This is a genomic window from Arthrobacter sp. MDT2-3, from assembly GCF_059090465.1.
In genome coordinates, this window is the sequence record NZ_JBNHFS010000007.1 from 79,673 (window position 1) to 106,184 (window position 26,512).

The 26,512-nt window shown below is 66.0% G+C and carries 18 protein-coding genes; 9 read left to right on the forward strand and 9 right to left on the reverse strand.

Annotation, left to right across the window (positions count from 1 at the left end):
* Positions 1-2: 2 nt before the first annotated feature.
* Complete coding sequence (locus tag AC5RUQ_RS18320) at positions 3-521, forward strand: DinB family protein (protein ID WP_493948741.1); 519 nt, start codon at positions 3-5, stop codon at positions 519-521.
* Here AC5RUQ_RS18320 and cydD read toward each other — a convergent pair.
* Genes cydD through AC5RUQ_RS18335 form a run of 3 tightly spaced genes read right to left on the reverse strand, consistent with a single transcriptional unit; the run spans position 503 to position 6,742 of the window.
* A complete protein-coding gene (gene cydD / locus AC5RUQ_RS18325; RefSeq protein ID WP_493948742.1) occupies positions 503-4,042 on the reverse strand; it encodes a thiol reductant ABC exporter subunit CydD in 3,540 nt (1,179 codons plus the stop codon). The genes AC5RUQ_RS18320 and cydD overlap by 19 nt on opposite strands.
* Before the next feature lies 1 nt (position 4,043).
* Positions 4,044-5,093, reverse strand: a complete 1,050-nt coding sequence (cydB, locus tag AC5RUQ_RS18330; protein ID WP_493948743.1) for a cytochrome d ubiquinol oxidase subunit II — start codon at positions 5,091-5,093, stop codon at positions 4,044-4,046.
* 44 nt (positions 5,094-5,137) lie between these two features.
* Positions 5,138-6,742 (reverse strand): cytochrome ubiquinol oxidase subunit I, encoded by a 1,605-nt coding sequence (locus tag AC5RUQ_RS18335; RefSeq protein ID WP_493948830.1) that lies wholly within the window; start codon positions 6,740-6,742, stop codon positions 5,138-5,140.
* 281 nt (positions 6,743-7,023) lie between these two features.
* Here AC5RUQ_RS18335 and AC5RUQ_RS18340 point away from each other — a divergent pair, with 281 nt between their 5' ends.
* Both AC5RUQ_RS18340 and AC5RUQ_RS18345 read left to right on the forward strand, forming a co-directional pair.
* Entirely contained in the window at positions 7,024-7,410 is a 387-nt protein-coding gene (locus AC5RUQ_RS18340) for a BlaI/MecI/CopY family transcriptional regulator (RefSeq protein WP_163163124.1), read from the forward strand.
* 6 nt (positions 7,411-7,416) lie between these two features.
* The gene (locus AC5RUQ_RS18345; RefSeq protein ID WP_493948744.1) at positions 7,417-8,409 is read left to right on the forward strand and encodes a M56 family metallopeptidase; all 993 of its coding nucleotides are present in this window, start codon (positions 7,417-7,419) and stop codon (positions 8,407-8,409) included.
* Between the two features lie 65 nt (positions 8,410-8,474).
* Here the strand turns inward: AC5RUQ_RS18345 and AC5RUQ_RS18350 are convergent, their stop codons facing one another.
* Positions 8,475-10,583 carry a DNA gyrase/topoisomerase IV subunit B gene (locus AC5RUQ_RS18350; RefSeq protein WP_493948745.1) on the reverse strand — a complete coding sequence of 703 codons (2,109 nt, stop codon included), beginning with the start codon at positions 10,581-10,583 and terminating at the stop codon, positions 8,475-8,477.
* A 254-nt stretch (positions 10,584-10,837) separates the two neighbouring features.
* Between AC5RUQ_RS18350 and AC5RUQ_RS18355 the strand changes: the two genes are divergently transcribed.
* Entirely contained in the window at positions 10,838-11,059 is a 222-nt protein-coding gene (locus AC5RUQ_RS18355; protein ID WP_013600696.1) for a DUF7455 domain-containing protein, read from the forward strand.
* Positions 11,060-11,196: 137 nt separating this feature from the next.
* On the opposite strand, the gene AC5RUQ_RS18360 is transcribed toward AC5RUQ_RS18355, so the two are convergent.
* The 4 genes from AC5RUQ_RS18360 to AC5RUQ_RS18375 form a co-directional block, all read right to left on the reverse strand.
* Positions 11,197-12,513, reverse strand: coding sequence for an RNA polymerase sigma factor (locus AC5RUQ_RS18360; RefSeq protein ID WP_163163118.1), 1,317 nt, complete (start codon positions 12,511-12,513; stop codon positions 11,197-11,199).
* A 255-nt stretch (positions 12,514-12,768) separates the two neighbouring features.
* A complete protein-coding gene (locus tag AC5RUQ_RS18365) occupies positions 12,769-14,043 on the reverse strand; it encodes a DUF4192 domain-containing protein (protein WP_493948746.1) in 1,275 nt (424 codons plus the stop codon).
* Between the two features lie 94 nt (positions 14,044-14,137).
* The gene (locus tag AC5RUQ_RS18370) at positions 14,138-15,484 is read right to left on the reverse strand and encodes an MFS transporter (RefSeq protein ID WP_493948747.1); all 1,347 of its coding nucleotides are present in this window, start codon (positions 15,482-15,484) and stop codon (positions 14,138-14,140) included.
* Between the two features lie 51 nt (positions 15,485-15,535).
* A complete protein-coding gene (locus AC5RUQ_RS18375; protein ID WP_493948748.1) occupies positions 15,536-16,474 on the reverse strand; it encodes a proteasome assembly chaperone family protein in 939 nt (312 codons plus the stop codon).
* Positions 16,475-16,732: 258 nt separating this feature from the next.
* On the opposite strand from AC5RUQ_RS18375, the gene AC5RUQ_RS18380 reads away from it, so the two are divergent.
* The 5 genes from AC5RUQ_RS18380 to AC5RUQ_RS18400 all read left to right on the forward strand — a co-directional run bounded on the left by AC5RUQ_RS18380 (position 16,733) and on the right by AC5RUQ_RS18400 (position 22,911).
* Positions 16,733-18,259 carry a leucyl aminopeptidase gene (locus AC5RUQ_RS18380; RefSeq protein WP_493948749.1) on the forward strand — a complete coding sequence of 509 codons (1,527 nt, stop codon included), beginning with the start codon at positions 16,733-16,735 and terminating at the stop codon, positions 18,257-18,259.
* Positions 18,260-18,516: 257 nt separating this feature from the next.
* On the forward strand, positions 18,517-19,899 hold the full coding sequence (lpdA, locus tag AC5RUQ_RS18385) for a dihydrolipoyl dehydrogenase (RefSeq protein WP_493948750.1): 1,383 nt from the start codon (positions 18,517-18,519) through the stop codon (positions 19,897-19,899).
* Positions 19,900-20,013: 114 nt separating this feature from the next.
* Positions 20,014-21,774 (forward strand): 2-oxoglutarate dehydrogenase, E2 component, dihydrolipoamide succinyltransferase, encoded by a 1,761-nt coding sequence (gene sucB / locus AC5RUQ_RS18390; protein ID WP_493948751.1) that lies wholly within the window; start codon positions 20,014-20,016, stop codon positions 21,772-21,774.
* A gap of 167 nt (positions 21,775-21,941) precedes the next feature.
* Positions 21,942-22,292 (forward strand): hypothetical protein, encoded by a 351-nt coding sequence (locus tag AC5RUQ_RS18395; protein WP_493948752.1) that lies wholly within the window; start codon positions 21,942-21,944, stop codon positions 22,290-22,292.
* Between the two features lie 190 nt (positions 22,293-22,482).
* Positions 22,483-22,911: an OsmC family protein gene (locus AC5RUQ_RS18400; RefSeq protein WP_493948753.1), complete on the forward strand. Its 429-nt coding sequence runs from the start codon at positions 22,483-22,485 to the stop codon at positions 22,909-22,911.
* A 75-nt stretch (positions 22,912-22,986) separates the two neighbouring features.
* Here AC5RUQ_RS18400 and AC5RUQ_RS18405 read toward each other — a convergent pair whose 3' ends face one another.
* A complete protein-coding gene (locus AC5RUQ_RS18405) occupies positions 22,987-26,499 on the reverse strand; it encodes a S41 family peptidase (protein ID WP_493948754.1) in 3,513 nt (1,170 codons plus the stop codon).
* Positions 26,500-26,512 lie beyond the last annotated feature (13 nt).

The window sequence follows — 26,512 nt, forward strand, 5'->3', positions numbered from 1 at the left end:
TCATGCCTATCGTGCCTGATGAAAAGGACTGGACCTGGGTCCTCACCCGTCCTTGCCCGGAATGCTCGTTCGATGCCTCCACCGCCACGCCGTCCACCGTCCCCGGCAGTATCGGGAGCCTGCTCCCCCGCTGGCGCGCCGTGCTGCGGCGGCCTGGCGTGGCTGAGCGACCCGACGACCACACCTGGTCCGCTTTGGAGTACGCCTGCCACGTCCGCGACGTGTTCAGCCTTTTCGACCAGCGGCTGAACCTCATGCTCGATTCGGACGACGCACGGTTCGACAACTGGGACCAGGACCAGACGGCCATCGACCAGGACTACGCCAGCGCCGACCCCGCGGTAGTCAGTGCCGAGCTTACGGCTGAAGGACAGCAGGCGGCGGAATCATTCGCGGCCGTCCGTGAATCGGAGTGGGGACGCAAGGGGCTGCGCAGCAACGGCTCGGAATTCACCGTCCTGACGCTTTCCCAGTACTTCCTGCACGACGTGGTCCATCACCTTCACGACGTGGACGGCTGATCCCCCGCCAACGACGCCACAAGGTGGTCACCCTGGCGCTCAGGAGGGGTGTGCCCTTCGCTTGTCTTTCCGGGACCGGGTGCAAGCACCAGGCGTTCATCCTCGGCCCGGATGTCGGCCGGGTTGTGCGTCACCAGGACGACGGTCCGGTGACGCAGTCCCTGCCGCAGGTCCGCCAGCATGGCCCGGGCCGACTCGGCGTCCAGGTGGGCCGTTGGCTCATCCAGCAGGATTACCTCCGCTCCGGTCATCAGCGTACGGGCCACGGCCAGGCGCTGCCGTTCCCCACCGCTGAGGAACGCCCCGCCCGGACCGATTCGTGTGTCCAGGCCCGCCGGCAGCCGCCCCAGCAGGCCGGCCAGGCCCACCGACGCCAGCGCAGCTGTCATGTCGCTGTCGGTTTCTTTCCCGCTTCCGGCGGTTCCGTTACCTGAGCCGGGCCGGCCCAGCAGCAGATTCCCCCGGATGGTGGAATCAAACAGGTGGGCCTCCTGGGGGCACCAGGCAGCCCGCCCGGTCACGCCCACCCGTCCGGCGGCAACCGGCAGGAAGCCGAGCAGCACCGACAGCAGCGTGGACTTCCCCGACCCCGATGGGCCGGTGACGGCCAGCCACCTCCCCGGTTCCGCCACGGCGTCCAGGCCGGAGAACACGAGAGCACCGCCGGGCCAGGCGGCTGAGAGGCCTGCCAGTTCGACGCCGGGACGGCCGCCCGGGCGGGCAGGAACAGTCTGCAGGCCGTCGCCATTGGCTTCCTGGGGATCATCCCGCACGCCAGGGTTCCGGGTTTCCGTCTCCAGTGCCCCGGACGCAGCCACGCGCTGCATCACTGTCCGCAGCGCAGGGAACTGGCGCACCGCCGTCGTCATTGCTGCGAACGGCTCCACCAAAGCCAGGAGCAGCAGGACCACAACGGCGGCCGTCGCCGGCGCGAGCTGGCCGGCGAGGACCGCCGGGCCCGCCAGCAGGGCAGCACCCAGGGCGGCGGCACCGCACGCTGCGGTGGTGATGGCCTGTCCCAGCCCGTCTGCCCAGGCCGAACGCTGGGAAGCCTTGGTGGCCTCGTGGTCCTGGGCCTGCAGTTCGTTGAGGACGCGGGGAGCTGCGCCGTTGGCGTGGAGTTCGGCACGGGCGTCAAGGGCTGCCGAAACTCGGCGCAGGACCCCGGAGCGGAGAAGCTGCTCGGCGGTGGCGGACTTGCGGTCGCCCCAGAGTGCGGCTGCCGGAGCGAGCAGGAGGCCCGCCACGCTGGCGGCGATCACCGCAGGAAGCGCTGCAGGAACCAGCAAGAACGTGGTGACCAGGGCCAGGCCTGAAACCGCGAGCGCCGTGACCGGCGGCAGGACAACGCGCGGCAGGAGGTCGCGGACGGTATCGACGTCGTCAATCACCGTTCCGAGGACGTTGCCGCCCTGCAACAGACGGCGGAGCGGCAGCGCCCGCCGGCTCAGGGACTCCCACAGCCGGCCCCGCAACTGCGTGAGGGCAGCAAACACGGCATCGTGCAGGAGGAGCCGCTCACAGTACCGGAGCACAGCGCGGCCGATTCCGAAGAACCGTACCCCAACGATCGCGGTCAGCAGGTACAGGATGGGTGGCTGCTCGCTGGCGCGGATAATGAGCCAGCCGGACAGGCCGGACAGGGCGACGGCGAACACCGATGCCAGGGTGCCCACCAGGGCCGCGGCGGCGAACTTGCCCTGCACGGGCGCCAGGAGTGCAGCCAGCAACCGGGCGGCACCGTGTTTGTCTGCGCCGTGCTCTCTGCCGCTTGCAGCCGGAGCTTCTGCAGAGCCCGGCTGATCCCCCGCAGGTAAATCGGGCACAGGAGGTGCCGGCGCGTTCCCGCTCACACTATGCGGGAGGGATTCCTCAACATCCGCGGGGTGTCCGGCGGCCGCGACCGCGGCACCGTGCCCTCCCACCGGCACCAGGTGTTCCGCGAGGGCACGGGTGCGGTCCTCGTGCGCCACCAGGATGACAGTCACCTGTCCCCGGAGCTTCCTGATGGTGTCTTCCACCAATGCCGCAGATACGTCATCCAGGTGCGCCGTGGGCTCATCCAGCAGCAGGACGGTGGCGCCGGCCTCGATCCGCGCCAGGCCGCGCGCCAGGGCCACGCGGCGGAGCTCCCCCGGGCTCAGTTCCGCAGGATGTTTCGCAGCAAGGTGTCCGGCTGCAGCCCGGACCAGGCACGCGCGGGCTGCGGCTTCAGCTCCCTGGCGCCTCTGTTCAACTGTCTGGATGCCGGAACCGCCCGACAGGTAGAGCACAATCTCGTCGAGTACCGTCTCCGCCACCATGACCGGATGCTGCGGTACCCAGGCAATCCTGGTGCGGTCCAGGCCCGTGATGGTGCCGCTGACCGTGGTGCCAGCTCCGTGGCCGACGGTTCCGGCCAGTATGCCCAGCACCGTGCTTTTGCCGGCGCCGCTGGGTCCATCGAGCGCGGTGATCCTGCTCTGCGGTGCGCTGAAACTAAGCGGTCCGACGGCGGGCAGGGACCGTCCTTCATACTTCACGGTAAGACCGCTGACGGTAATGGGCGCGCCAGGCCTGCCGGCCGGGGCTGTCCGAATCGGCTGCGGCTCCGGCGCATGAGCCACTGCAGTTGTTTCGGCGAGCGCCACCCGGCCATCGTCGCTGGCATGGTGGGCCGTGCCCAGTTCTCGCAGCGGCAGGTAGCAGTCCGGTGCGAGGATCAGGGCCAGCAGGCCGGCCTCCAGCGGCATATCGCCGTGGACGAGTCGAACGCCAATGAAAACAGCCACCACGGCCACGGAGATGGTGGCGATGAGCTCCAGGGCAAGCGCGGAGAGGAATGCGGTCCGGAGTGTTCCCATGGTGCGCCCCCGGTATTCCTCGGAGATTTCCTCGAGTGCCCTGCGCTGGGCGGTGGCGCGGCCCAGGCCCACCAGGACCGGCAGTCCCTTGGCGAGTTCGAGCATGTGGGTGGAGAGCCTGGCAAGGGACGCCTGTGCCTCGCGGACGTTGTCCTCCGTGTAGCGGCCAATCAGCACCATAAACAGCGGCACCAGCGGAACGGTCAGGACGATGACTACTGCACTCACCCAGTCGGCGAAGAGGATGCGGGCCCCCACCAGGAGCGGGATGGCCGCGCAGTTCACGAGTGCGGGAAGGAACTGGGTGTAGTAGCTGTCCAGCGCGTCCAGTCCGCGGGTGGCAAGCACTGCCAGTCCGCCGTCGGCCGGTCCTGTTCCGCGGACACCATTGCGCAGCGCCCTTTCCAGCAAACCGGAACGCAGCTCCTCCTTGATGCCCAGGGCGGCGCGGCGGGATGCCACTGCCTGCCCCCACACGGTGAGGGACCTCAGCACCACCCCCGCCATGCCAACTGCCATCTGGTCCGCCCAGGCCGGGTTTCCCGCCGCGAGGCCGGCGAGGGCCGAGGCGACAGCCTGCCCGATGAGGACCAGCGACAACGCCTTGAGGGCGGCGAGGAGTCCCAGCCAGTAGATGGCTGAACGGGTGGCGGGGCCGGCCGGGAAAGTTGGACGCATGTCAGCCCTTGGTGGTGAAGGCCTTGGCGGCGATGGCCGGCAGGAAGCTATGGGCTTCCGGAATGTGCGCGGCACTGACCCGCCTCCGGAACACCCAGTAGGTCCAGGCCTGGTACGCGATGACCAGGGGCAGGCCAAACGCTGCCACAACACTCATAAGGCCCAGAGTGTAGTCGGAGGAGGAAGCGTTGGAAATGGTCAGGTCAAAAGCCCCGTTCAGCGTGGATGGCAGCACCACAGGGAACACAGCGCCAAAGATGGACGCCGAACCCAGCGCCAGGAAGGCTCCCAGAGCCACGAAGGCCTTGCCTTCCGCCCCCTTGCGGGCCATCGCCCAGGCTGCAGCCGCCGCAACAACCGCCAGCACCACCAGCGCCCAGGTCCAGGCCTTGCCGTCGAGGAACTGGATGCTCAATGCCCAGCCCGCAATGGGCAGGAGCAGGGCGGGAAGCAGCCGGACAAACCACTTCCGCGCACGGTGCCGCACGTCGCCGTCGGTCTTCAGTGCCAGGAAGGCGAGGGCGTGTACCAGCGAGAACCCGACGACGGCGAGTCCGCCCAAAACCGCGTAGCCGTTGAACCAGGCGAGCGGCCCGCCTTCGCGGTCCCCGTTGGCGTTCAGGGGAAGGCCGGTGGTGGTCAGGGCCAGGGCTGCACCCACGCCGAAGGCCGCGAAGAAGGATCCCAGCGCGATGGCCCAGTCCCACCTGGCCCGCCACTGATCCGTGTCCACCTTGCCGCGGTACTCGAAGGCCACGGCCCGGAAGATCAGGGCAACCAGTACCACCAGCAGCGGGAGGTACAGGGCGGAGAACAGGGAGGCGTACCAGAGCGGGAACGCGGCAAAGGTTGCACCGCCGGCGGTCAGGAGCCAGACCTCGTTGCCGTCCCAGACCGGGCCGACAGTGTTGAGCAGCACGCGGCGTTCGGTGTTGTCCCGGGCGAACAGTTTCATCAGCATCCCCACGCCCAGGTCAAAGCCCTCAAGGAAGAGGTAGCCGGTCCACAGCACCGCGATGGCGATGAACCAGATGGTTGGCAGCAGTTCCATTTTTCGTTTCCTCTGCTCTTCTTGGCGCGGTCTATTGGCGGGGACTAGTAGGCGAAGGCCAGGACGTCATCGGCGGATTTGCCGCCGCCCTGCCCGCCCGGGCCGGGGGTGGCGTCCTCGTTTTCGTCGAAGGGTGCGTGGACCAGCTCCGGCATGGCCGACACCACGCCGCCCCGGATGTACTTGACCAGCAGTTTCACTTCCACCACCAGCAGCAACGCGTAGATGGCCGTGAGCGTGATGAGTGACGCCAGCAGTTCCCCGGCGGTGACACCGGGTGAGACAGCGGCCGCGGTGAACATAAAGACCTGGTCGATGCCGTTGGGATCGGGGTTGGGCGCCACCACAAACGGCTGGCGGCCCATCTCGGTGAAGATCCAGCCCGCTGCGTTGGCTCCGAAGGGGGCGAGGATTCCGAAGACGGCGAGGCGCATCAGCCACCGGGATTCCGGGACTGTTCCGTTGCGGGTGAGCCAAAGGGCCACCAGGGCCGCGAGGGCGGCGAGCCCGCCGAACCCGATCATCATGCGGAAGCCCCAGTAGGTGACCTCCATGACCGGAAGGTAGTCGATTTCCTGGCCGGCACGTTCGCCGTAGATGGGGTTGTCCGGCAGGTGCGTTCCGTAGGCCTCCTTGTACTGGGGCAGGAGGCTGTTGACGCCCTGGACTTCGGTGGTGAAGTCGCCCTTGGCCAGGTAGGAAAGGATGCCGGGGACCTCGATCAGGGCCACGATGTCATCGCAGTTCTGGGAACCGAGGTTGCCGATGCTCAGGACGGAGAAGCCGGTGCCGTCGTGGCAGGCGGCTTCTGCCGCCGCCATTTTCATGGGCTGCTGCTCGAACATCAGCTTGCCCTGGAGGTCTCCGGTGAGGGCGGTCCCGGCGAAGGAGATCATGGCCACCACTGCGCCGATACGAAGGGACCGGATCCAGACTTTGTGGTCATTCCTGTCACGGCCGGGGATGTCCCCTGCCTCACCGGGGACCACCTTGCCGTCAGGACCCACGGTGTCGACGCCGTCGCGCCGCCTCCGCCACAGGTGGTACCAGGCGATGCCCAGCAGGAAGCCGCCGGCCACAGCGAGGGCGCCGAACAGCGTGTGGGGAACTGCAACGAGCGCGGTGTTATTGGTGAAGACTGCCCAGGCGTCCGTCATCACAGGCCGGCCGTCGATCATCTCCACCCCTACGGGGTGCTGCATCCAGCTGTTTGCCACGATGATGAAGTACGCGGAGAACACCGAGCCCACCACCGCGATCCAGAGGCACGCAAGGTGGACGGCCGGCTTCAGCTGCTTCCAGCCGAAGATCCACAGGCCCAGGAAGGTGGATTCGACAAAGAACGCCAGGAGCGCCTCGAGTGCCAGGGGCGCACCGAAGACGTCGCCCACAAAGCGGCTGTATTCGCTCCAGGCCATTCCGAACTGGAATTCCTGGACGATGCCGGTGGCCACGCCCATGATGAAGTTGATGAGGAAGAGCTTTCCCCAGAACTTGGTCATCCGGAGGTATTCAGGTTTTCCGGTGCGGTGCCAGGCAGTCTGGATCACAGCCACGACCAGCCCCAGGCCGATGGTCAGCGGGACCATCATGAAGTGGTAAACGGTGGTGATGCCGAATTGCCAGCGTGCAATTTCCAGAGCGTCCAAAGCGTCCAAGGCGGTCCCTACTGTCAGCCAATGCAGGTTTTCTACGTTCTGTAGAAACTCTAACTTCTACAAAGTGTAGAACAGTGCCGGCTGCAGAGTAAAACGCGCTGCGCCACCCTCCGCCGGACTCTTCATCGCAGGTAGGGACCTCCTGTTCTACCCCATGTAGAAAGTGGCGGGGAATCGGGGTAAATTGGATCCTGTAGTTGGAAAGTTGGAACACACGCATGAAGTCACCGCAGCCCTCCGGTTGCGGTGCGGGGAAACAAAGGAAAAGTGCAATGGCTAGTCTTGGTGAACTGGAACGGGCAGTGATGGACCTGCTCTGGGCGGGCCATGAAGCAGCCACCGCGAACACGTTGCGGGACCGGCTCGCGCAGACATCGGTCGGCCAGGATGGTGCGGCCGGGCACGAGGGCAAGGAACTCGCCGTCACCACGGTGCTCACCGTGTTGTCCCGGCTGGAGAAAAAAGGCCTGGTGGAACGCGAGCGGGGCACCCGTCCGCACCGCTACCAGGCAGTGTCAAGCCGTGAGGACCACACCGCCGAGCTGATGCACGAGGTACTGGGGTCGGCTCCGGACCGCGAGGCCGTGCTGGCACGTTTCATCGGATCCGTTTCCGAAGGTGAAGCCGAGACTCTGCGCAAACTGCTGGGCCACCTCTAACGGACCATGTTCTGGGCCTCGTACCTGCTGGCGGTCCTTGCGATAGTCCTGGCGTGGCCGGTACCTATCCTCCTATCGAGGGCGAACTGGCCCGCGCGCTCCCCCTTTACGGCCATGCTGCTGTGGCAGGCCATAGCACTGGCCGGCGGGCTGTCCATGATCGGCGCCATGCTGGTGTACGGTCTGGAACCCATCGGCGATAACCTCATCGCCGGACTTCGGGCGCTGGCGGGGATGGTGCTTTTCAACGCCCCCACCACCGCCCTGGGCTTTTGGCATATCTTCGCGCTGTCCGCCGCGGCCCTTCTGACGGCCCACCTCGTGTTCACCCTGTTGCTGACGTATTACAAGATCGAACGCCAGCGGCGGCGGCACCGCGAGCTTCTCGCGCTCCTTGCTTCTCCCTCCGCCGAAGGAACCGGGACGCTGGTCATCAACCACGATTCGCCTGTGGCTTACTGCCTCCCCGGCGGCGCGCGCTCCGTGACCGTGCTGTCCGATGGCCTGATGGCAGCCCTTGAGCCGGCTGAACTCCGCGCGGTGCTGATCCACGAAAACGCGCACCTGAGCCAGCGGCACCACCTGCTGCTGTGGGCTTTCGCCGCCTGGCGCCAGGCACTGCCCTGGCTGCCTACCACCCGCCTCGCCCAGGAGTCAGTCAACTCCCTGATCGAAATGCTGGCCGACGACGTCGCGCTCAAGACCGAAAGCAAGGCCACGCTTATCAAGGCCATCGCCATCGTGGCCAGCGGTTCGGCAGCGGCTGCCGGTGGCGTGGAAATTCGTTCCGGCGCACCGGGCCTGGCCCTGGCCGGGTTGGATTCCGCGGGCGGAACATCCGGCTCGGACTCGGCCCGCACCACCGCGTCACGGGTCAGCCGGCTGCTCTCCCCGCAGCCGGAGCTGCCCTCCACCATCCGCAGCCTGGTGCTGGCCGGCTGTGTCCTCCTGTTGGCCCTGCCGACGGCCCTGCTGGTGGTGCCAGGCCTGCTGGGCTGACGCCCGCCGTCGTACTGCGTGAAACAGCCTCCTGCACGGGCCTGCGGCTGCGGCCCCACGTGCCGTCAGGCGTCGATGCGCTCCCGGTCCAGGCTTGCGGCGCCGGCGATGATGAAATCCTTGCGCGGCGAAACATCCGAGCCCATCAGCAGGTCAAAGATCTCCTCCGCCTGCTTGGCGTTCTCGATACCCACCTTGCGGAGGGTACGGTGCCTCGGGTCCATGGTGGTCTCGGCCAGCTGTTCAGCGTCCATCTCGCCCAGGCCCTTATAGCGCTGGATGGGTTCCTTGTAGCGCTTGCCTTCCTTCGCCAGCCTCGCGAGCAGCACGTGCAGCTCGGCTTCGGAGTAGGTGTAGATCATTTCGTTGGCCTTCTGGCCGGCGTTGATCACTTCTACCCGGTGCAGCGGCGGGACGGCGGCAAAGACCCGGCCCTCGTCGATCATTGGGCGCATGTAGCGGAAGAAAAGGGTAAGGAGCAGCGTGCGGATGTGCGCGCCGTCCACGTCGGCGTCCGTCATCAGGATGACCTTGCCGTAGCGGGCGGCGGCGATGTCGAAGCTGCGTCCGGACCCTGCCCCCACCACCTGAATGAGGGCCGCGCATTCGGCGTTGGAGAGCATGTCCCCCACCGAGGCTTTCTGGACGTTAAGGATCTTGCCGCGGATGGGCAGCAGGGCCTGGAAGTCCGAGGACCGCGCCAGCTTGGCGGTTCCCAGCGCCGAGTCGCCTTCCACAATGAAAAGTTCGGAACGTTCGACGTCGTCCGTCCGGCAGTCAGCGAGCTTGGTGGGCATGGACGAGGTTTCCAGCGCGTTCTTGCGCCGCTGCGTTTCCTTGTGCACGCGTGCCGAGATGCGGGATTTCATCTCGTTCACAATTTTTTCCAGGAGCAGGGCGGACTGTGCCTTGTCGTTCCTGTTGGCGGAGGTGAGCTTGGCGTTGACCTCGCGCTCCACGACCTTGGCCACGATCGCCCGCACTGCGGAGGTGCCCAGGATCTCCTTGGTCTGCCCTTCGAACTGCGGCTCAGCAAGGCGGACCGTCAGGACGGCGGTGAGGCCGGCGAAGATGTCGTCCTTTTCGATTTTGTCGTTGCCGGCCTTGAGTTTGCGGGCATTGTTTTCCACTGCTTTGCGGAAGGTCTTGACGAGGGCCTGCTCAAAGCCGGACTGGTGGGTTCCGCCCTTGGGCGTGGAGATGATGTTAACGAAGCTCCGGACCGTGCTGTCGTAGCCGATCCCCCACCGCAGCGCCACGTCGACCTCACAGTCGCGCTCTACCTCGGCGAGCTGACTGTGCCCCCGTTCGTCCAGCACGGGAACCGTCTCCTTGAACTTTCCGGAGCCGTGCAGCCGCCACACATCGGTGACGGCGGGATCGGCGGCAAGGAACTCAACGAATTCGGAGATGCCGCCATCGTGGTGGAAGACCTCCTCGTGGGGTCCGGACTCGCCCGGCGTCCCCGGGACTTTTCGCTCGTCGCGGACCGTCAGTTTGAGGCCGGGCACCAGGAAGGACGTCTGCCGGGCCCTCGCGGCGAGTTCGTCGTAGGAAAACTTTGCGTCCGGGGTAAAAATCTGCCGGTCTGCCCAGTAGCGGATCCTGGTTCCTGTGACGCCCCGCTTGGCCTTGCCCACCACGTCCAGCACCGAGTCATCCACGAACGCAGTGAACGGCGCGGCCGGATCAATTTTGGACCCTGCGTCCTTGAAGCGCCCGGGCTCGCCCCGGCGGAAGGACATTTTGTACGTTTTTCCGCCCCGGTCCACCTCAACATCGAGGCGGGAGGACAGTGCGTTGACCACGGAGGCACCCACACCGTGCAGGCCACCGGAAGCAGTGTACGAACCGCCGCCGAACTTCCCGCCCGCATGGAGCTTGGTAAAGACCACCTCGACGCCGGTGAGCCCTGTTTTCGGTTCCTTGTCGATGGGGATGCCGCGGCCGTCGTCGTGGATCTCCACGGAGTTGTCCGCGTGCAGGATGATCTTGATGTCGTGGCCGAATCCGGCCAGCGCCTCGTCCACCGAGTTGTCGATGATTTCCCAAAGGCAGTGCATCAGGCCGCGGGAGTCAGTGGAGCCGATGTACATGCCCGGGCGCTTGCGGACGGCTTCGAGGCCCTCCAGTACAGACAGGTGCCGGGCAGTGTAATCAGAACTTGGTGCCACTGGTGATGAACTCCTTCAGGGACGGAACAGCGGGCTGGGATCGCTCTTCCAAGGGTAGTCGGCCCGGCCCGGCAGTACCGACTGCCACACCTGCCGGGGCGTGTGCGCCATGCCACGTGGCACTTCCCGCGGGGCCGTGGTGCGATCTTGATCCATTCTTGCGGCTACGCGCACAGCGAACTTGTCCCATCCTTGCGATGGTTTTGTTACGAATGCTGGTTATATAGACGTACTGATCTACTAAGGAGGCCGACATGACAACAGCAGTGGCAGACCGCACACTCAACGCACTGGACAGGTGCGATCGTTGCGGAGCCCAGGCATATGTCCGGGTTGTACTGGAGTCCTCCGGTGGTGAGCTTCTTTTCTGCGGCCACCACGCCCGTGCAGTTGAGGCAACGCTCAAGCCTTTGAGCTCCGACTGGCACGATGAGACGGGGAAGCTTCACGAGAAGGCCGCCGTAGAAATCGACTAGCTTGGCTGAAGCTGTTGGGACCCCGCCGGAAGGTGGGGTCCCAATCTTTTTAAGGTGAGTTAAGCAAAGCAGCCCGCCGGGTACCGCGCCCGTTACGGGTACGGCAGCCGGCGGGCCGGTTGTGATGAGTGCGGCTTCTAGTCCAGGTAGTCCCGCAGCACCTGCGACCGCGAGGGATGGCGGAGCTTGGACATGGTCTTGGATTCGATCTGGCGGATACGCTCGCGCGTGACTCCGTACACCTTGCCGATTTCGTCTAAAGTCTTCGGCTGTCCGTCAGTGAGGCCGAACCGCATGGCCACCACTCCGGCCTCGCGCTCCGAGAGCGTATCCAACACGGAATGAAGCTGCTCCTGCAGGAGCGTGAAGCTCACGGCGTCCGCCGGGACAACAGCCTCGGAGTCCTCGATCAGGTCACCGAACTCGGAATCGCCGTCTTCGCCCAGGGGCGTGTGGAGCGAGATGGGCTCGCGGCCGTACTTCTGGACTTCGACGACCTTTTCGGGGGTCATGTCCAGTTCGAGCGCCAGCTCTTCGGGCGTAGGTTCACGGCCGAGGTCCTGCAGCATCTGGCGCTGGACACGGGCCAGCTTGTTGATGACTTCAACCATGTGCACCGGAATACGGATGGTGCGAGCCTGGTCGGCCATGGCACGCGTGATCGCCTGGCGGATCCACCAGGTGGCGTACGTGGAGAACTTGAAGCCCTTGGTGTAGTCGAACTTTTCCACTGCACGGATCAGGCCGAGGTTGCCCTCCTGGATCAGGTCCAGGAACAGCATGCCGCGCCCGGTGTAACGCTTGGCCAGTGAGACAACGAGGCGGAGGTTGGCTTCCAGCAGGTGGTTCTTGGCGCGCTTGCCGTCATGGATGATGAATTCAAGCTCGCGCTTGTACTTCGGATCCATCGAGCCGTCGTCAGCAGCGATCTTCTCTTCTGCAAACAAGCCGGCTTCGATCCGGAGCGCAAGGTCTACTTCCTGCTCGGCGTTGAGCAGTGCGACCTTACCGATCTGCTTCAGGTAGTCCTTAACAGGGTCGGCGGTAGCTCCGGCGGACATGACCTGCTGGACAGGTGCGTCGTCGTCATCGGCGTCGGAGTAGACGAAGCCCTTGCCGGAGCCGGCAGCTCCCTTGACGGGATCGGCCTCGGCGTCCTCCTCAACAACATCAGGGCCTTCGAGGATGATCTCATCGAGGTCTTCCTCGACTTCTTCGACGTCATCAGCGTCCGTGTCACCGGCCGATTTACCGGCCGCCTCAGCAGCAGCCTTCGCGCCGGGTTTGGGCCCGCGCTTCTTGGGCTCACGCTTGCCGTCCGCACCAGCTTCACCGGCAGAAGCCTTGTTGGCTGCCCGCGTGGCGGCCCGCTTGGCGTTTGTTGCAGCCTGCTTCTCCTCGGCGGACAGTTCGTCCTGGGCGGCGGGGTCCTTCTTCGTGGAAGACGGGGTCACAGAAAACCTTTCTAGCGGTGGTCTGTGGAATCACCATACGGGCAACACCACTATGACCCTGTCAAGTCCGTGGTGGAAACCAAGCACCACCACGGCCGGCAGAGTCTATAAATAGAACTGCCGGAGCGGCCATAATGTTCCCGCAAAGCGGTCACTACAAGCACTCGATACACGGACCCAACCGGGTCTCGGCCTCCATTGTCTCACGATTTCCCGGAATAGGGCCTAACCCGCCATTTCCTGCCGTCTTCGCCTTCAGGCGGCTTCCGGTCCGAATTTCTGCCAGGCAGCCTCCTTCCGCGCCGCCCAGCCGCACAACGTACCCCGGCGGACCAATTCAAGCAGCAGCTCTGCGAGCCGGTACCCGGGCTCGATGTCGAGCGCCTCCCCCAGGTACGCGGCAGAGTACGAGCCGCGGCCGCGGCACCACGCGATCCAGCCCCTCCCCGTCAATGCAGCCGCGGCCGGTGGCCCACCCATCATGGCGAGGTGCTCCAGGACAAGGTCCAGGGCGTCAAGGCTGTGCCATTGGGGAACGGCCGGCTCCTGTCCCATCAGGACGTTTCCGTAGCCGGGAATACCCTCCTGGCCGCCGGACATCAGGAAGCCTTCCCCGCACTGGTCCGGCAGTGCGAAGGACGGCAAATCAGTGCCATCCACTGCGGATGGCATTTCTTCCGGCCCGGTCTGTTCTGCCCCTGGTGCCATCGGCCCGAGCTGTGCGTCCTGGCTGAAAATCCCGAACTCTTCAGCCCCGGCTGCCGCCGCTGTTTTCCCCGCCGCCGCCATGACGAGGACGGCGTCGCGCCAGGCGGGCACCAGGAGCGTGGCCCTCAGAAAAGCGTCACGCTGTATGGACGGGCGTTGCAGGTCCCCGGCCGGGCGGGCCAGCACCGCCTCCCACTGCCCCAGCACCGCGGCAAACTGCGGCCGGCTCTGCCGCCGAAGATCCAGCTGGGCCCGCCACACGGCCTCCGCTTCCAGCACAGCGGCGCGATGGAGGGCAGGAACAGGGCCGGCCGGCTGCCGCTGTTCCGGTGCCGGTCCAATGCTGCTTCCCCGGAACACCATCTCGGTGTTGAGCAGGCTGTCGCGGATTTGCTGGATGGGACGCCCAGGCAGCGGGCAGCATAAAACATCCAGGCACCACACCTCCCGCCAGAAATCATCCCCGACGTACCAGGCTTCCCGGACTGGCATCCCAGCCCTTTCCAGCATGGAGTCCAGGCCGGCCAGCAAACCGTCGTACCGCGACGGCGACGTCGCACCGCCATTGCTGGTGAAGATCGCCAGCAATGTGCCGTCAGCCTCCTTGTCCGCCTCGAGATAGCGCCGGACGGCCCGCAGGAATTTTGCCGGATTGGCAAGGACGTCCGGCCCGGGAAGATCCAGCCGCAAGGTGGCCCCAACCCTTTTGCCCTGCAATGTGATGGCCACGAGGCTCCGTGCCGGCCAGTATCCCAGCGAGTGGGGAATGAAACCCAGGATGTCTTCCGGGCCGCGGACTGTGAGCCGTTCTGGAGATGTCATGGCTCCAGCATTCGCCGGCCAAGGGGTCACTCGACAGTAAGGGCGGCAGCTATGTGGAAACCGCCGCCTTGCAGCCAGCCCTGTGGAGGACCAGTCAGTCGTCTGAAGCGGCCGCCCGGCTGCGCCGGGCCAGGTGTTCGCGCCGCTGGCGGGCGAGCGCGCTGCGCAGCGGCGGGACCACGACGCCCTGGGCAGCCATCTGCCGCCGTACCTTCCGGCGGCAGACCAGCATTGCTGCGGCCCCAAAGCCGAGCAGCAGGAACTGGACACTGAGTGCGATCCGGAACGGGTCCAGCCCGTACAGGACTCCGTTGGAGAACCCGCTTGCGTACAGTACGTCCAGCACCAGGCCGATCAGGAAAATCGCGACCAGTGCGGCGATGAAGCCGCCCACGTTGACGATGCCCGTCGCGGTGCCAATGCGGTGCGCGGGGTTGAAGGTCCGGGCGAAGTCGAAGCCGATCATCGAGCCGGGCCCCCCGATGGCGAGCACCACCACCAGGCCGGCCAGCAGCCACAACGGTGAACGCCCCGGAGTCAGCAGCACGGCTGCCCAGGCTCCGGCGGTGGCAGCGGCGATCAGCAGGACCATGGTTGAACGCCGCAGCGGGTGACGGGAAACGAACCGGCCGATGAACGGTCCCACTGCCATGGCGGTTGCCACGTAGAGCGCCATCAGGGCGGCGACCGTTCCGGCGTCGAGGCCCTGCCCGGAAAGGAGGAACGGGTAACCCCAGGTCATCGCGAAGACAGTACCGCTGAACTGGATGGTGAAGTGGCTCCACAGTCCCAGCCTGGTCCCCGGCTGGCGCCACGCACGGGCCAGCGAGGCTCCTGTGGCCTTCAGGCCTTGCTGTGCCTGCGGCCGCGGGGTGCCGGGCGGCACGTCCTGCAGGAGCAGCAGCACCAGGACGACGGCGAGTCCGGACATCCCTGCCAGCATCAGGAACGCGGGGGTCCAGCCCGACGCGTGAAGCACGAAGGCGAAGGGAATGACACTGAACAGCTGACCCAGTTGGCCGGACATACCCGTCAACTGGGTCACGAGCGGCACCCGGGCGGGCGCAAACCAGAGCGGAATCAGGCGGATCACCGAGATAAAAGTCATCGCGTCCCCGGCGCCCACCAGGACCCGTCCGGCTACACCCCCGGGGATACTGTCGGCGAACGCCAGCTGGAGCTGGCCAAGGCCCATCAGGACGGCACCGCCGGCGATCATGGCGCGTGAGCCGAAGCGGTCCACCAGCAGGCCCACGGGGATCTGGAGTCCTGCGTAGACCAGCAGCTGGAGGACGGTAAAGAACGAGATGGCGGACGCGCTGGCGTGGAAGCGCTCGGTGGCCTCCAGGCCCACCACACCAAAGGACGTGCGCTGGGAAACGGCCACAAGGTACCCGAAAATACCAACGGTCCAGATCAGCCAGGCGCGGGGTGCAGTCACCCCTTCATTATGCCCGGACAGCCGTGGCCACCCCGGCAGCAGCGGGTTCCGCTACTGGCCGGGGTTTTCGCGGGCGAGGTAGGCCTCGACGGCAGCGCCGAGGACATCCGCATTTGGAAGCTCGTCATTTTCGTCCGCAAGGAGCGAGCGGCGGACCGTGCCTTCGGCCTTTTCGTCGTACCGGGATTCGAGGCGCGACACCACCTGCTGGACATCCTCAGAGGCATCAATCTGCTCGGCGATCTGGCGGCTGACTTCGCGGCCGGCTTCGCGGAGCCTGTCCGAGGGCAGCATTAGCGACGTGGCCGCACCCAGGTATTCAAGTCCTGCGACGGCGGCCGTGGGGTATTCCGCCTCCGCGAGGTAGTGCGGCACGTGGATCACGTAGCCGGCGACGTTGCGGCCGGCTTCCACCAGGCGGAGTTCCAGGATGTGGCCTACCGCTGCGGGGACCTCCACCGTTGGCTTCCATACCGAGATGCCCTCGATCAGTTCGGGCCTGTTGCCGTGCACCGTCACGCCCACAGGACGCGTGTGGGGCACCGGCATGGGAATGGAGTGGATCCAGGTGACCAGGTTGACGTCCAGCTTCTCCACGATGCCCACCACCGCCCGCGCGAACCGTTCCCACTGCAGATCGGGCTCGAACCCCGCCAGCAGCAGAAAGGGATTGCCCAGGCCGTCGACAAGCCGGTAGAGGGCGAGCGTCGGCTCCTGGTAATCCTGCAGGTGGTCCTCGACGAACGTCACGTGGGGCCTGCGCGACCGGTAATCGATGAGCTGGTCGGCATCGAAGACTGCAACCGGCACGGCGTCGAGCGTATCCAGCAGTTCAGCGTTGATTTGCTTCACTACGTGACCGGCATCGGCAAACCCGGTAAAGCCCATCACCAAATCCAGCCCGCGGAGTTCGGGGCTGTGGAACAGCTCAATGTTGCTCGCATAGAGCGCGTCAGGGTCCAGCAGGGAGCCGGAGATCCGTTCAAGCACGGCATGTTCCTTTCATAGGTGCGGGTGGACATCTTCTACAACGCCCCAGGGCTGCCGCACATTCCTGCCGCTGGTGTGGCGCACCTCTCAGGAAATACACCGGCACGGGCGGGGACGGGCTACGATCGGAACTGGCCTGCCAGACGGGCTTGCAGACACCCGGACTGCGTCCCGAACGATAGCATCCGGGCAACCATGGCAGAGCGCCGAACATGCATCCCTGCCCGAACATCTCTCGAGAATTGAGGACTGATCCCTGTGGTCAAGAATACTGAAATCAACCTTAGTACCCTCTCAAGGGACCTGAAGAAGAGCCCCAGTGACGCAGTGGTCATCGGCGTGGGAAAGGGCACTGACGGGCCCGTCCTCCTGGACAACCCGCTGACCGCAAAGAGTGCAGAAGCCCTGGCGCAGTCCCTCAAGTCCCTGGGCGTCACCGGCGCCGCAGACCAGATCGTCCGCCTCCCGGGCCTTCCGGAGACGGGCGCCGGAATCCTGGTCCTCGCCGGCACCGGCAAGGTCTCCGCTGCGCAGCCACTCACGGGAGAGGCACTGCGCAGGGCGGCCGGCTCCGCTGTCCGCCAGCTTGCCGGCCTCGCAACGGTTGTCCTTGCCCTTCCGACGGCGTCAGTTGCCGACGTCGAGGCAGTTGCCGAGGGTGCCGCCCTCGGCGCCTATTCCTTCACCGAATTCCGTTCCTCGAAGGACGGGCTGAAGGATCCGGTCGGGAACGCCGTCATCTTCACTGAGTTCGCCAGCCACAAGGAGACGGATGCAGCCCTGAGGCGTGCCGGGCTGATCGGCAAGGCCGTCAACGCCACCCGTTCCCTGGTCAACCAGCCGCCCAGCCACCTCTACCCCGAAACGTTCGCGGAGGCGGCGAAGGACCTGGCCAAGGGCCTGCCCGTGAAGGTCACCGTCTGGGATGAAAAGCGGCTCGAAAAGGAAGGCTTTGGCGGCATCATGGGCGTAGGCAAGGGCTCCGCCCGCCAGCCCCGCCTGGTCAAGGTGGAATACTCCCCCGCGAAGGCAACCTCAAAGATCGCCCTTGTCGGCAAGGGCATCACGTTCGACACCGGCGGCATCTCGATCAAGCCGGCCCTCGGCATGGGCGACATGAAGAGCGACATGGCGGGCGCCGCCGTCGTCCTTAACACTGTCCTCGCCCTCGCCGGACTTGGCCTTCCGGTCAAGGCGACCGCCTGGCTCTGCATTGCCGAGAACATGCCCTCCGGCGCGGCCTCACGTCCCGCGGACGTCCTCACCATGTACGGCGGAAAGACCGTTGAGGTCCTGAACACCGACGCCGAAGGCCGGCTCGTCATGGCAGACGGCATCGTGGCCGCGAGCCGTGAGTACCCGGATGCCATCATCGACGTCGCCACCCTGACGGGCGCGCAGTTGATCGCGCTCGGCAACCGCACGGCCGGCGTCATGGGCTCCGACAGCGTGACCGGCCCGCTCAAGGCCGCAGCCGACCGCGCAGGCGAACTGGTATGGCCCATGCCGCTGCCCGAGGAACTGCGCCCCAGCATCGACTCACAGGTTGCGGACCTCGCCAACATCGGTGAACGCCACGGCGGCATGATGACGGCCGCTGTTTTCCTGCGCGAGTTCGTGGGTAAGGGCAAGGACGGGGAACAGATCCCCTGGGCCCACATCGACATCGCCGGGCCTTCCTTCAACAACGGCAGCCCGTACGGCTACACCCACAAGCAGGGAACGGGCTGCACCGTCCGCACCCTGGTGGCCTATGTAGAGGACATCCTCGCCGCCGCGGCCTGACGCCACCGGCCAGTCCGGCCGCCACGGGTGCCCTGCGGCACGGGATGTTCCCTGTGCCGCAGGGCCGCGTGACACTGGACACAAGCGCTCCACAAACGCGGCGCCAAGGTGGAGCATGGATAAGTGGTTCGCTAAGGTGAACCACGGTAGTCACAAATGCAAGAGAACAGGCACGCTGACATAATCACGGCAGTGCAAGTTCCAAGACCAGATGATGCGCGGAGAACGCGTCATCGTTCACGCGAGGGAGCGTTTAAGTGGCCGATCAGGCAACTGCGCAAGAATTCGACATCCTGGTACTCGGCGGAGGCAGCGGCGGATACGCCGCCGCACTGCGGGCCGTACAGCTTGGCCTTACCGTCGGCCTCGTGGAGAAGGCAAAGCTGGGCGGCACATGCCTCCACAACGGCTGCATCCCCACCAAGGCGCTGCTGCACTCTGCAGAGCTCGCCGACCACGCCCGTGACTCCGCCAAGTACGGCGTGAACGTCACCCTCGACGGCATCGACATCACTGCCGTCAACGCGTACAAGGACGGCATCATCGCCGGCAAGTACAAGGGCCTCCAGGGCCTCATCAAGTCCAAGGGCATCACCGTCATCGAAGGTGAGGGCAAGCTGCAGGGCACCGACACCGTCGTGGTGAACGGCACCGCGTACAAGGGCAAGAACATCATCCTGGCCACCGGGTCCTACTCCCGCACCCTTCCCGGCCTGAAAATCGGCGGCAAGGTCATCACCTCCGACCAGGCCCTGACCATGGACTCCATCCCCAAGAGCGCCATCATCCTGGGCGGCGGCGTCATCGGCGTCGAGTTCGCTTCCGTCTGGAAGTCCTTCGGCGTGGACGTCACCATCGTGGAGGGCCTGCCCTCGTTGGTTCCCAACGAGGACGCCACCATCGTCAAGAACTTCGAGCGCGCCTTCAAGAAGCGCGGCATCAAGTTCTCCACTGGTGTGTTCTTCCAGGGCGTGGAGCAGAACAACGACGGCGTCAAGGTCACCCTGGTGGATGGCAAGACCTTCGAAGCGGACCTGCTGCTCGTCGCCGTCGGCCGTGGCCCCGTCACCGCCAACCTCGGCTACGAGGAAGCGGGCATCACCATCGACCGCGGCTTCGTCATCACCAATGAGCGCCTCCACACCGGCGTCGGCAACATCTACGCCGTCGGCGACATCGTCCCCGGTGTCCAGCTGGCCCACCGCGGCTACCAGCAGGGCATCTTCGTGGCCGAGGAAATCGCCGGCCTGAAGCCGGTGATCGTTGAGGACATCAACATCCCCAAGGTCACCTACTCGGATCCCGAAATCGCTACCGTTGGCTACACCGAAAAGGCTGCCAAGGAGAAGTTCGGCGAGGACCAGGTGCAGACCCAGGAATACAACCTGGCCGGCAACGGCAAGAGCTCCATCCTGGGCACCTCAGGACTGGTCAAGCTGGTCCGCCAGAAGGACGGCCCCGTGGTGGGCGTCCACATGATCGGCGCCCGGATGGGCGAGCAGGTCGGCGAAGCCCAGCTGATCGTGAACTGGGAAGCCTACCCCGAGGATGTGGCCCAGCTGGTGCACGCACACCCCACCCAGAACGAGGCCATGGGCGAAGCCCACCTGGCACTCGCGGGCAAGCCGCTTCACGGCTAGTTTCCCCACGCACCACAGGGCCCGGTGCACCCGGCACGGAATGCCGGGTGCACTAGGCTTCCAACAAGGCAGCAATCATCCGCACTAAAGATCAATAAGGAGAACGGGGACGACATGTCTGAATCCGTTAACTTGCCCGCCCTCGGTGAGAGCGTCACCGAAGGAACCGTCACCCGCTGGCTCAAGCAGGTAGGTGACCGGGTAGAGGTGGACGAGCCGCTGCTCGAGGTCTCCACCGACAAAGTAGACACTGAAATCCCCTCTCCTGTAGCTGGCGTGATTGAGGAAATCCTGGTTGCCGAGGATGAGACCGCCGAGGTCGGCGCTCCCCTGGTACGCATTGGCGACGGCTCCGGTGGCGGCGCGCCCGCCGAAGAAGCACCCGCAGCAGCACCGGCAGAAGAGGCTCCCGCAGCCGCCCCGGCCGAGCAGGCTCCTGCACAGGAAGCACCCGCCCAGGAAGCACCGGCAGCAGCCCAGGAGACACCCGCAGCCGGCGGCGAAGGGCACGAAGTCACCCTCCCGGCGCTGGGCGAAAGCGTCACCGAAGGCACCGTCACCCGCTGGCTGAAGGCCGTGGGCGACTCCGTAGAGGTCGACGAGCCGCTCCTGGAAGTTTCCACCGACAAGGTTGATACCGAAATCCCGTCCCCGGTGGCCGGTACCCTTCAGGAAATCCGCGTGAACGAAGACGAAACGGCAGAGGTCGGCTCCGTCCTGGCTGTTATCGGTTCAGGCGCAGCCGCTGCCCCTGCCGAAGCACCGTCCACCGAAGCACCGGTCCAGGAAGCCCCCAAGGCTGAAGCACCCGCACCAGCCCCGCAGGCTGCACCGGCCCAGGAAGCCCCCAAGGCAGCGCCGGCACCGCAGGCTGCACCCGCCCCCGCGGCAGCACCCGCCGCAGCGCCTGCCACTGCGCAGGCCGCAGCCGCCAACGGTGGATCCGAATCCGGATACGTCACTCCCCTGGTCCGCAAGCTTGCCAACCAGCACGGCGTGGACATCGCTTCGCTCTCGGGCACCGGCGTGGGCGGACGCATCCGCAAGCAGGACGTCATGGCAGCCGCTGAAGCCAAGGCCGCACCCGCCGCAGCCCCTGCAGCAGCGCCCGCCGCATCAGCACCGGCAGCGTCCAACGCCGCTGTTTCCTCACTGCGCGGCACCACGCAGAAAGCACCGCGCATCCGCCAGGTCATCGCGCGCCGCATGCGCGAATCCCTCGAGATCTCCACCCAGCTGACCCAGGTCCACGAAGTGGACATGACCAAGGTCGCCAAGCTCCGTGCCCGCGCCAAGAACTCATTCCAGGCCCAGAACGGCGTCAAGCTGACCTTCCTCCCGTTCATTGCCAAGGCCGTCGCCGAGGCGCTCAAGCAGCACCCCAAGCTCAACGCTGCCTACGACGAGGACAAGCAGGAAATCACCTACCACAACGCCGAGCACCTGGCGATCGCCGTGGACACGGACAAGGGCCTGCTGGTCCCGGTCATCAACGATGCCGGCAACCTGAACCTGGCCGGACTTGCCGGCAAGATCGCCGACGTTGCAGGCCGCACGCGTGACGGAAAGATCGGCCCGGACGAGCTGTCCGGCGGCACTTTCAGCATCACCAACATCGGTTCGGTCGGGGCCCTGTTCGACACCCCGATCATCAACCAGCCGCAGGTGGGCATCCTGGGCACCGGCGCCATCGTGAAGCGCGCCGTGGTTGTTGCCGATGAGAATGGTGACGATTCGATCGCCATCCGCTCCATGATGTACCTGTCCCTGACGTACGACCACCGCCTGGTGGACGGCGCCGACGCGGGCCGATTCCTCCAGACGCTGAAGGCGCGCCTCGAGGAAGGCGCCTTCGAGGCAGACCTGGGGCTGTAAAGCACTAAAACGTTCGACGGCGGTACCGGCAGCGGTGGGAGACCAGCGCGAGGCCTGCACCGCCGTCGGCGTTTAACAACCCATGCGTTTAGAACCATGGAGGGGACGGGCCACCGGATGATCCCGAAACTACTACAAGCTGTAGAACCTCTGGCTACACTGGTCCCATGAACATCGTCTATAACATTGTGGTTTTCCTGCACATCGTCGGCGCGGCCATGATCGTCGGAATCTGGATCGGGCAGATGAAAAAGCCCACGGTCCACCCCCGCCAGTTCGACGGCGCCATGACGCAATTGCTCACCGGAGTCATCCTGATGGGCCTCATTCCGGCCCTGGACATGGACGCCAACTACGCAAAGCTGGGCATCAAGTTCGTCATCGCCGTGGTTGTCGGCGTCCTGGCCTTCATCGGACGCCGAAAGTACAAGAAGGGCGAGGCCGTCAGCCCCGGCCTCGCGCACGGCGTGGGTGGACTGGCGCTGCTCAACATCGCCATCGCCACCATCTGGCAGTAACCGCTCTTATCTGCACCTACGACGGCGACGCTCCCTTTCTGCGGGGGCGTCGCCGTCGGCGTTTTAACGCCACTGTCACAATCCTCTGACAGCGGACAACCCGTGCACCTGGAGTGCCGAATCCCTAGGATGGGAAACGGCGGGTCCAGGCACCAGCCTGCCCCGGTTCGAATCGACTTGAGGAGTGGTTATGGCAGCAACACGCACCGCGCACACAGTATGGAACGGCGACCTGATGTCAGGTTCCGGAAACACCACGCTGGACAGCTCCGGCCTGGGTACGTACGACGTCACGTGGAAGGCCCGCACCGAGGCTTCCGGCGGCAAGACCAGCCCGGAAGAACTCATCGCGGCAGCCCACTCGGCCTGCTTCTCCATGGCCTTCAGCCACGCCCTGGCCCAGGCCGGCCACGCGCCGGAGGAAGTCAACACTAAAGCCGACGTCACGTTCGTGCCGGGCACCGGCATCACCGGCAGCCACCTGACCATGTCCGCCCGTATCCCGGGAATTTCGGAAGACGAGTTCCAGAAGATCGCTGCCGAGGCCAAGGTCGGCTGCCCCGTTTCCGGTGCCCTTGCAAGCATCGACATCACCCTGGACGCCACGCTCGAAGCCTGATCCGCTTCGGGGCGCGCCAAAAAAAGCCCTGCCAGGCCGTTTCCGGCCAGGCAGGGCTTTTCCGTGCTTGTGGGGCTACTTGCGCTGGCCGCGCGGCGGGAGCGGCGCAGGGCGCAGGCGGCGGTAGCCTTCGCGAGCCGGCGGACGGTCGGTTGGAAGCTCCTGCACCATCTCCTTGAGCGCCCCGATGCCGTATTCCAGCTGCGGATCGCGTCCGGCTGCGTAGGCGTGCGGCGGGTAGGTGACCTCAATGTCCGGGTCCACGCCGTAGTTCTCGACGCTCCAGCCCACACCGCCGCCGAACCAGGTGGCGTACCGCGGCTGGGTGACACCCGTGCCGTCTGCCAGGGCAAACCTGTTGTCGATGCCCACCACGCCGCCCCAGGTGCGCGTTCCGATCACGGGACCGATGCCCCGCAGCTTTGACACCTGGGTGATGATGTCGCCGTCGGACCCGGCAAACTCATCAGCAAGGATGATGACCGGCCCACGTGGTGCGTGGTGCGGGTAGGTCCGTGGCTTCTCCGCCCGCGGCATGCTCCAGCCGGTGACTTTGCGGCCGATCAGTTCAGCCACAAGCTGGGAGGTGTGCCCGCCGCGGTTGCGCCGCACGTCCACGATGAGGCCGTCCAGCGCCGTTTCGGTGTCGAGGTCGCGGTGGAGCTGGGCCCAGCCGTTCGCCATCATGTCCGGGATATGAAGGTAGCCGAAGGTGCCTCCCGAGGCCTCCCGGACGGTTCGCCGGTTCGAGGCAACCCATTCCTGGTACCGCAGGCGCTCCTCGTCCTTGACGGGTACCACGGCGACCCGCCGCTGGCTGCCGGCGCTGTCGCCGTGCGCTGTACCGTTGAGGAGTGTCAGCTCCACCGGCCGGCCGGCCGCCCCCACCAGCTGCATCGCCGGGGCCACGGTCGCGGACAACGGGACGCCATCGATGGCCAGCAGGATATCTCCGGCCTTGGCACCGACGCCCGGCCGGGTCAGGGGCGACGTTGCGAGGGGGTCGGATGACTCGCCGGCCAGGATGTGGGTGATTTCCCAGCCAGCCGCTGTCAGGGCAAGGTCGGCCCCGAGGCGGCCCTGGCCATGGCTTCCGTTCTCCGTGACGGGTGCGGGCCGGACGTAGGCGTGGGAGGTGCCGAGTTCACCGTGCAGTTCCCACAGCAGGTCCACCAGGTCGTCGTGGGAACCCAGCCGGTCAACGAGGGGACGGTAGCGCTTGTGGATGGACTCCCAGTCCTGCCCTGCCATGTCTTCAGTCCAGAAGAAGTCACGCTGCAGGCGCCATGCCTCGTCGAAGGCCTGGCCCCACACGCTGAGCGGGTCCATCATCACCCGGATCCGGCCAAGGTCCACCTTGACCAGCTCGCCTGATTCCTCGTCAGCCTTCTTGTCCGCCGGTACAACGCTGACCTGCTTGTCGGAAATCAGCACCACTTTGGTGCGGTCGCCGGAGAGCCGGAAGCTGTCCAGCGACTCCACCAGCGTGGACTGTTTCCGGCGGGCGAGATCGAAGCGGGCAAGGCTGGGGCGGGCATCCTTGTCGTCCTGGCTTGCCTTGCCGTCACCGGTGACTCCGGCGAGGGCCCAGTCGAGCCACAGCAGTGCGCCGTCGGCTGCCTTCAGGGACGTGTAGTTGCCCTGGGGTACCGGGACGCCGATGACGCGGTGGGCGAGTCCTTCCGGGTCCACCCTGACCTCCGGCACTCCTGCCGTAGCTTCCTGATTCGGTTCCCCGGCTGAATCGCCTGCCCGGCCCTCCCCCGCATCCGCATCCACGGACGGGCCGAACGGTGACGGCGTGTCAGCGGCCAGCGCTACAAGGTACGGCTTGATGGGGCTGGGGAAGGAAAGGTCAAAGGAGTGCCCGTCGTAGACGGGATCGAAGCTGCGGTTGGAGAGGAACGCCAGGAACTTTCCGTCCGGGGTGAAGGCCGGTGAGGTGTCGCAGAAGCGGCCGTCGGTAACGTCCACCAGGCCGGAGCCGGGATCCGTTACCCTGGCCAGCCGGAGCCGGCTGCGGGAACCGAAGGAGGTCACGGGTTCGGACCAGACCAGCCATTGGGAGTCCGCGGACCAGGCCAGGTCTGACACTGTGCCTTCGCCGATGCTGGCCACCAGTGTCAGTTCCCCGGTCCGCGTATTGGCCGCGTACACCTCGCCGAAGGACGTACCCAGTGCGAGCCACCCGCCGTCCGGGCTGGCTTCGAGGGAGCTGGTGCGGGTGGGGCGGGGGAAAGCGATGCGGGTTGCTGCTGCGGGAGCAGAAGCCCCGGCAGCTGAGGGGGCGTCCTCGGGGGCAACGTCTGCCTGCTGGTCATCCCTGACCGTGGGAGCCGGACCGGCGCCTGCCAGGACCGCAGCCCCGGCGGCCGGAACAGGCTGCGGCAAAGCTACGGCGGCTTCGTCCTTTCCGTGCTCCGAAGCAGTAACGCTGCTTGGGTCTGCGGCGGGGGTGGATGTCCCCTGGGCGCTCCCCTCCGTTGTTCTGCCGGGCACCGGCGCGGCAACGTCCTTGATGTACAGCGCTTCGACGCCGTCGTGGTCCGCCACGTAAGCCAGCCGCCCGTCGCCGAGAGGCCTGGGAAGGCGGGCACGGACGCCCGGTGTTGCTTCGATGATGCGGGAAGGCCCGTCCTTGTGCCGCAGCCAGTGGATGGTGCCGTGCGCTTCGACCGCGCTGGCCGCCCCGGCGCCATCCGGGACTGCCGCGGCAAGATGTTTGCTGGTGTTCAGCAGCGCCGGGCGCCGCGACTGGGAAGCAGAACCCAGCGTGATGTCCAGCCGCACGGGGTCGGAACGAGGATCAGCAAGAACCCAGAGCTCACCCGCGGACTCGAAGATGATGCGCTTTCCGTCGGAGGCGGCATGCCGGACGTAGAAATCCTCGTGGTCCGTGTGCCTGCGCAGGTCCTTTCCATTCGGAAGGACCGAGTACAGGTTGCCGTAACCCTCGTGGTCGGACAGGAATGCGATGCGGCCGTCCACCCACATGGGATCAGCGAGGTTGCCGTCAAGGTCTGGCAGCAGGCGTTCGAATTCACCGTTGCCGTCGTTGTCCAGCCACAGCTTTCCGGCGGTGCCTCCGCGGTAGCGCTTCCACCACGCGGGTTCACGTGACAGCACGCTGCCCACCACCACCGGGCGCTCATCGCCCACTTCGGGGCCAAAGGCGACCGACTCCACCGGCCCGAAGGGCAGTTCCTCGGCCCAACCGCCCTCAAGCGGGACACTGTAGGCGTGCGTGTGGCGGCTTTCGGCCTGGCGGAAGGCGCTGGTGACAACGACGGATCCTTTGGCAGTAAAGCCCTTTACCCGGGTGGTGCTGTGGCCGAAGTAGGTGAGCTGCCGGTAGTCGCCGCCGTCCACTGCCGCGGACACCACCTCCGGTGCTGTTCCCTGCACCACTGTCCATACCAGCCTCTGTCCGTCCGGGGTGAAACGGGGATTGCGGGCGGGCAGCTGGAGCGAGGAGACACGCCAGGCGCGCCCTCCACCCAGGGGCGCAATCCACACGTCATCCTCGGCCACAAAAGTGACCAGATCGCCGTGCAGGTGCGGGTAACGGAAGTAGCTCGAAGAGGTCATCGTTTGATCATAG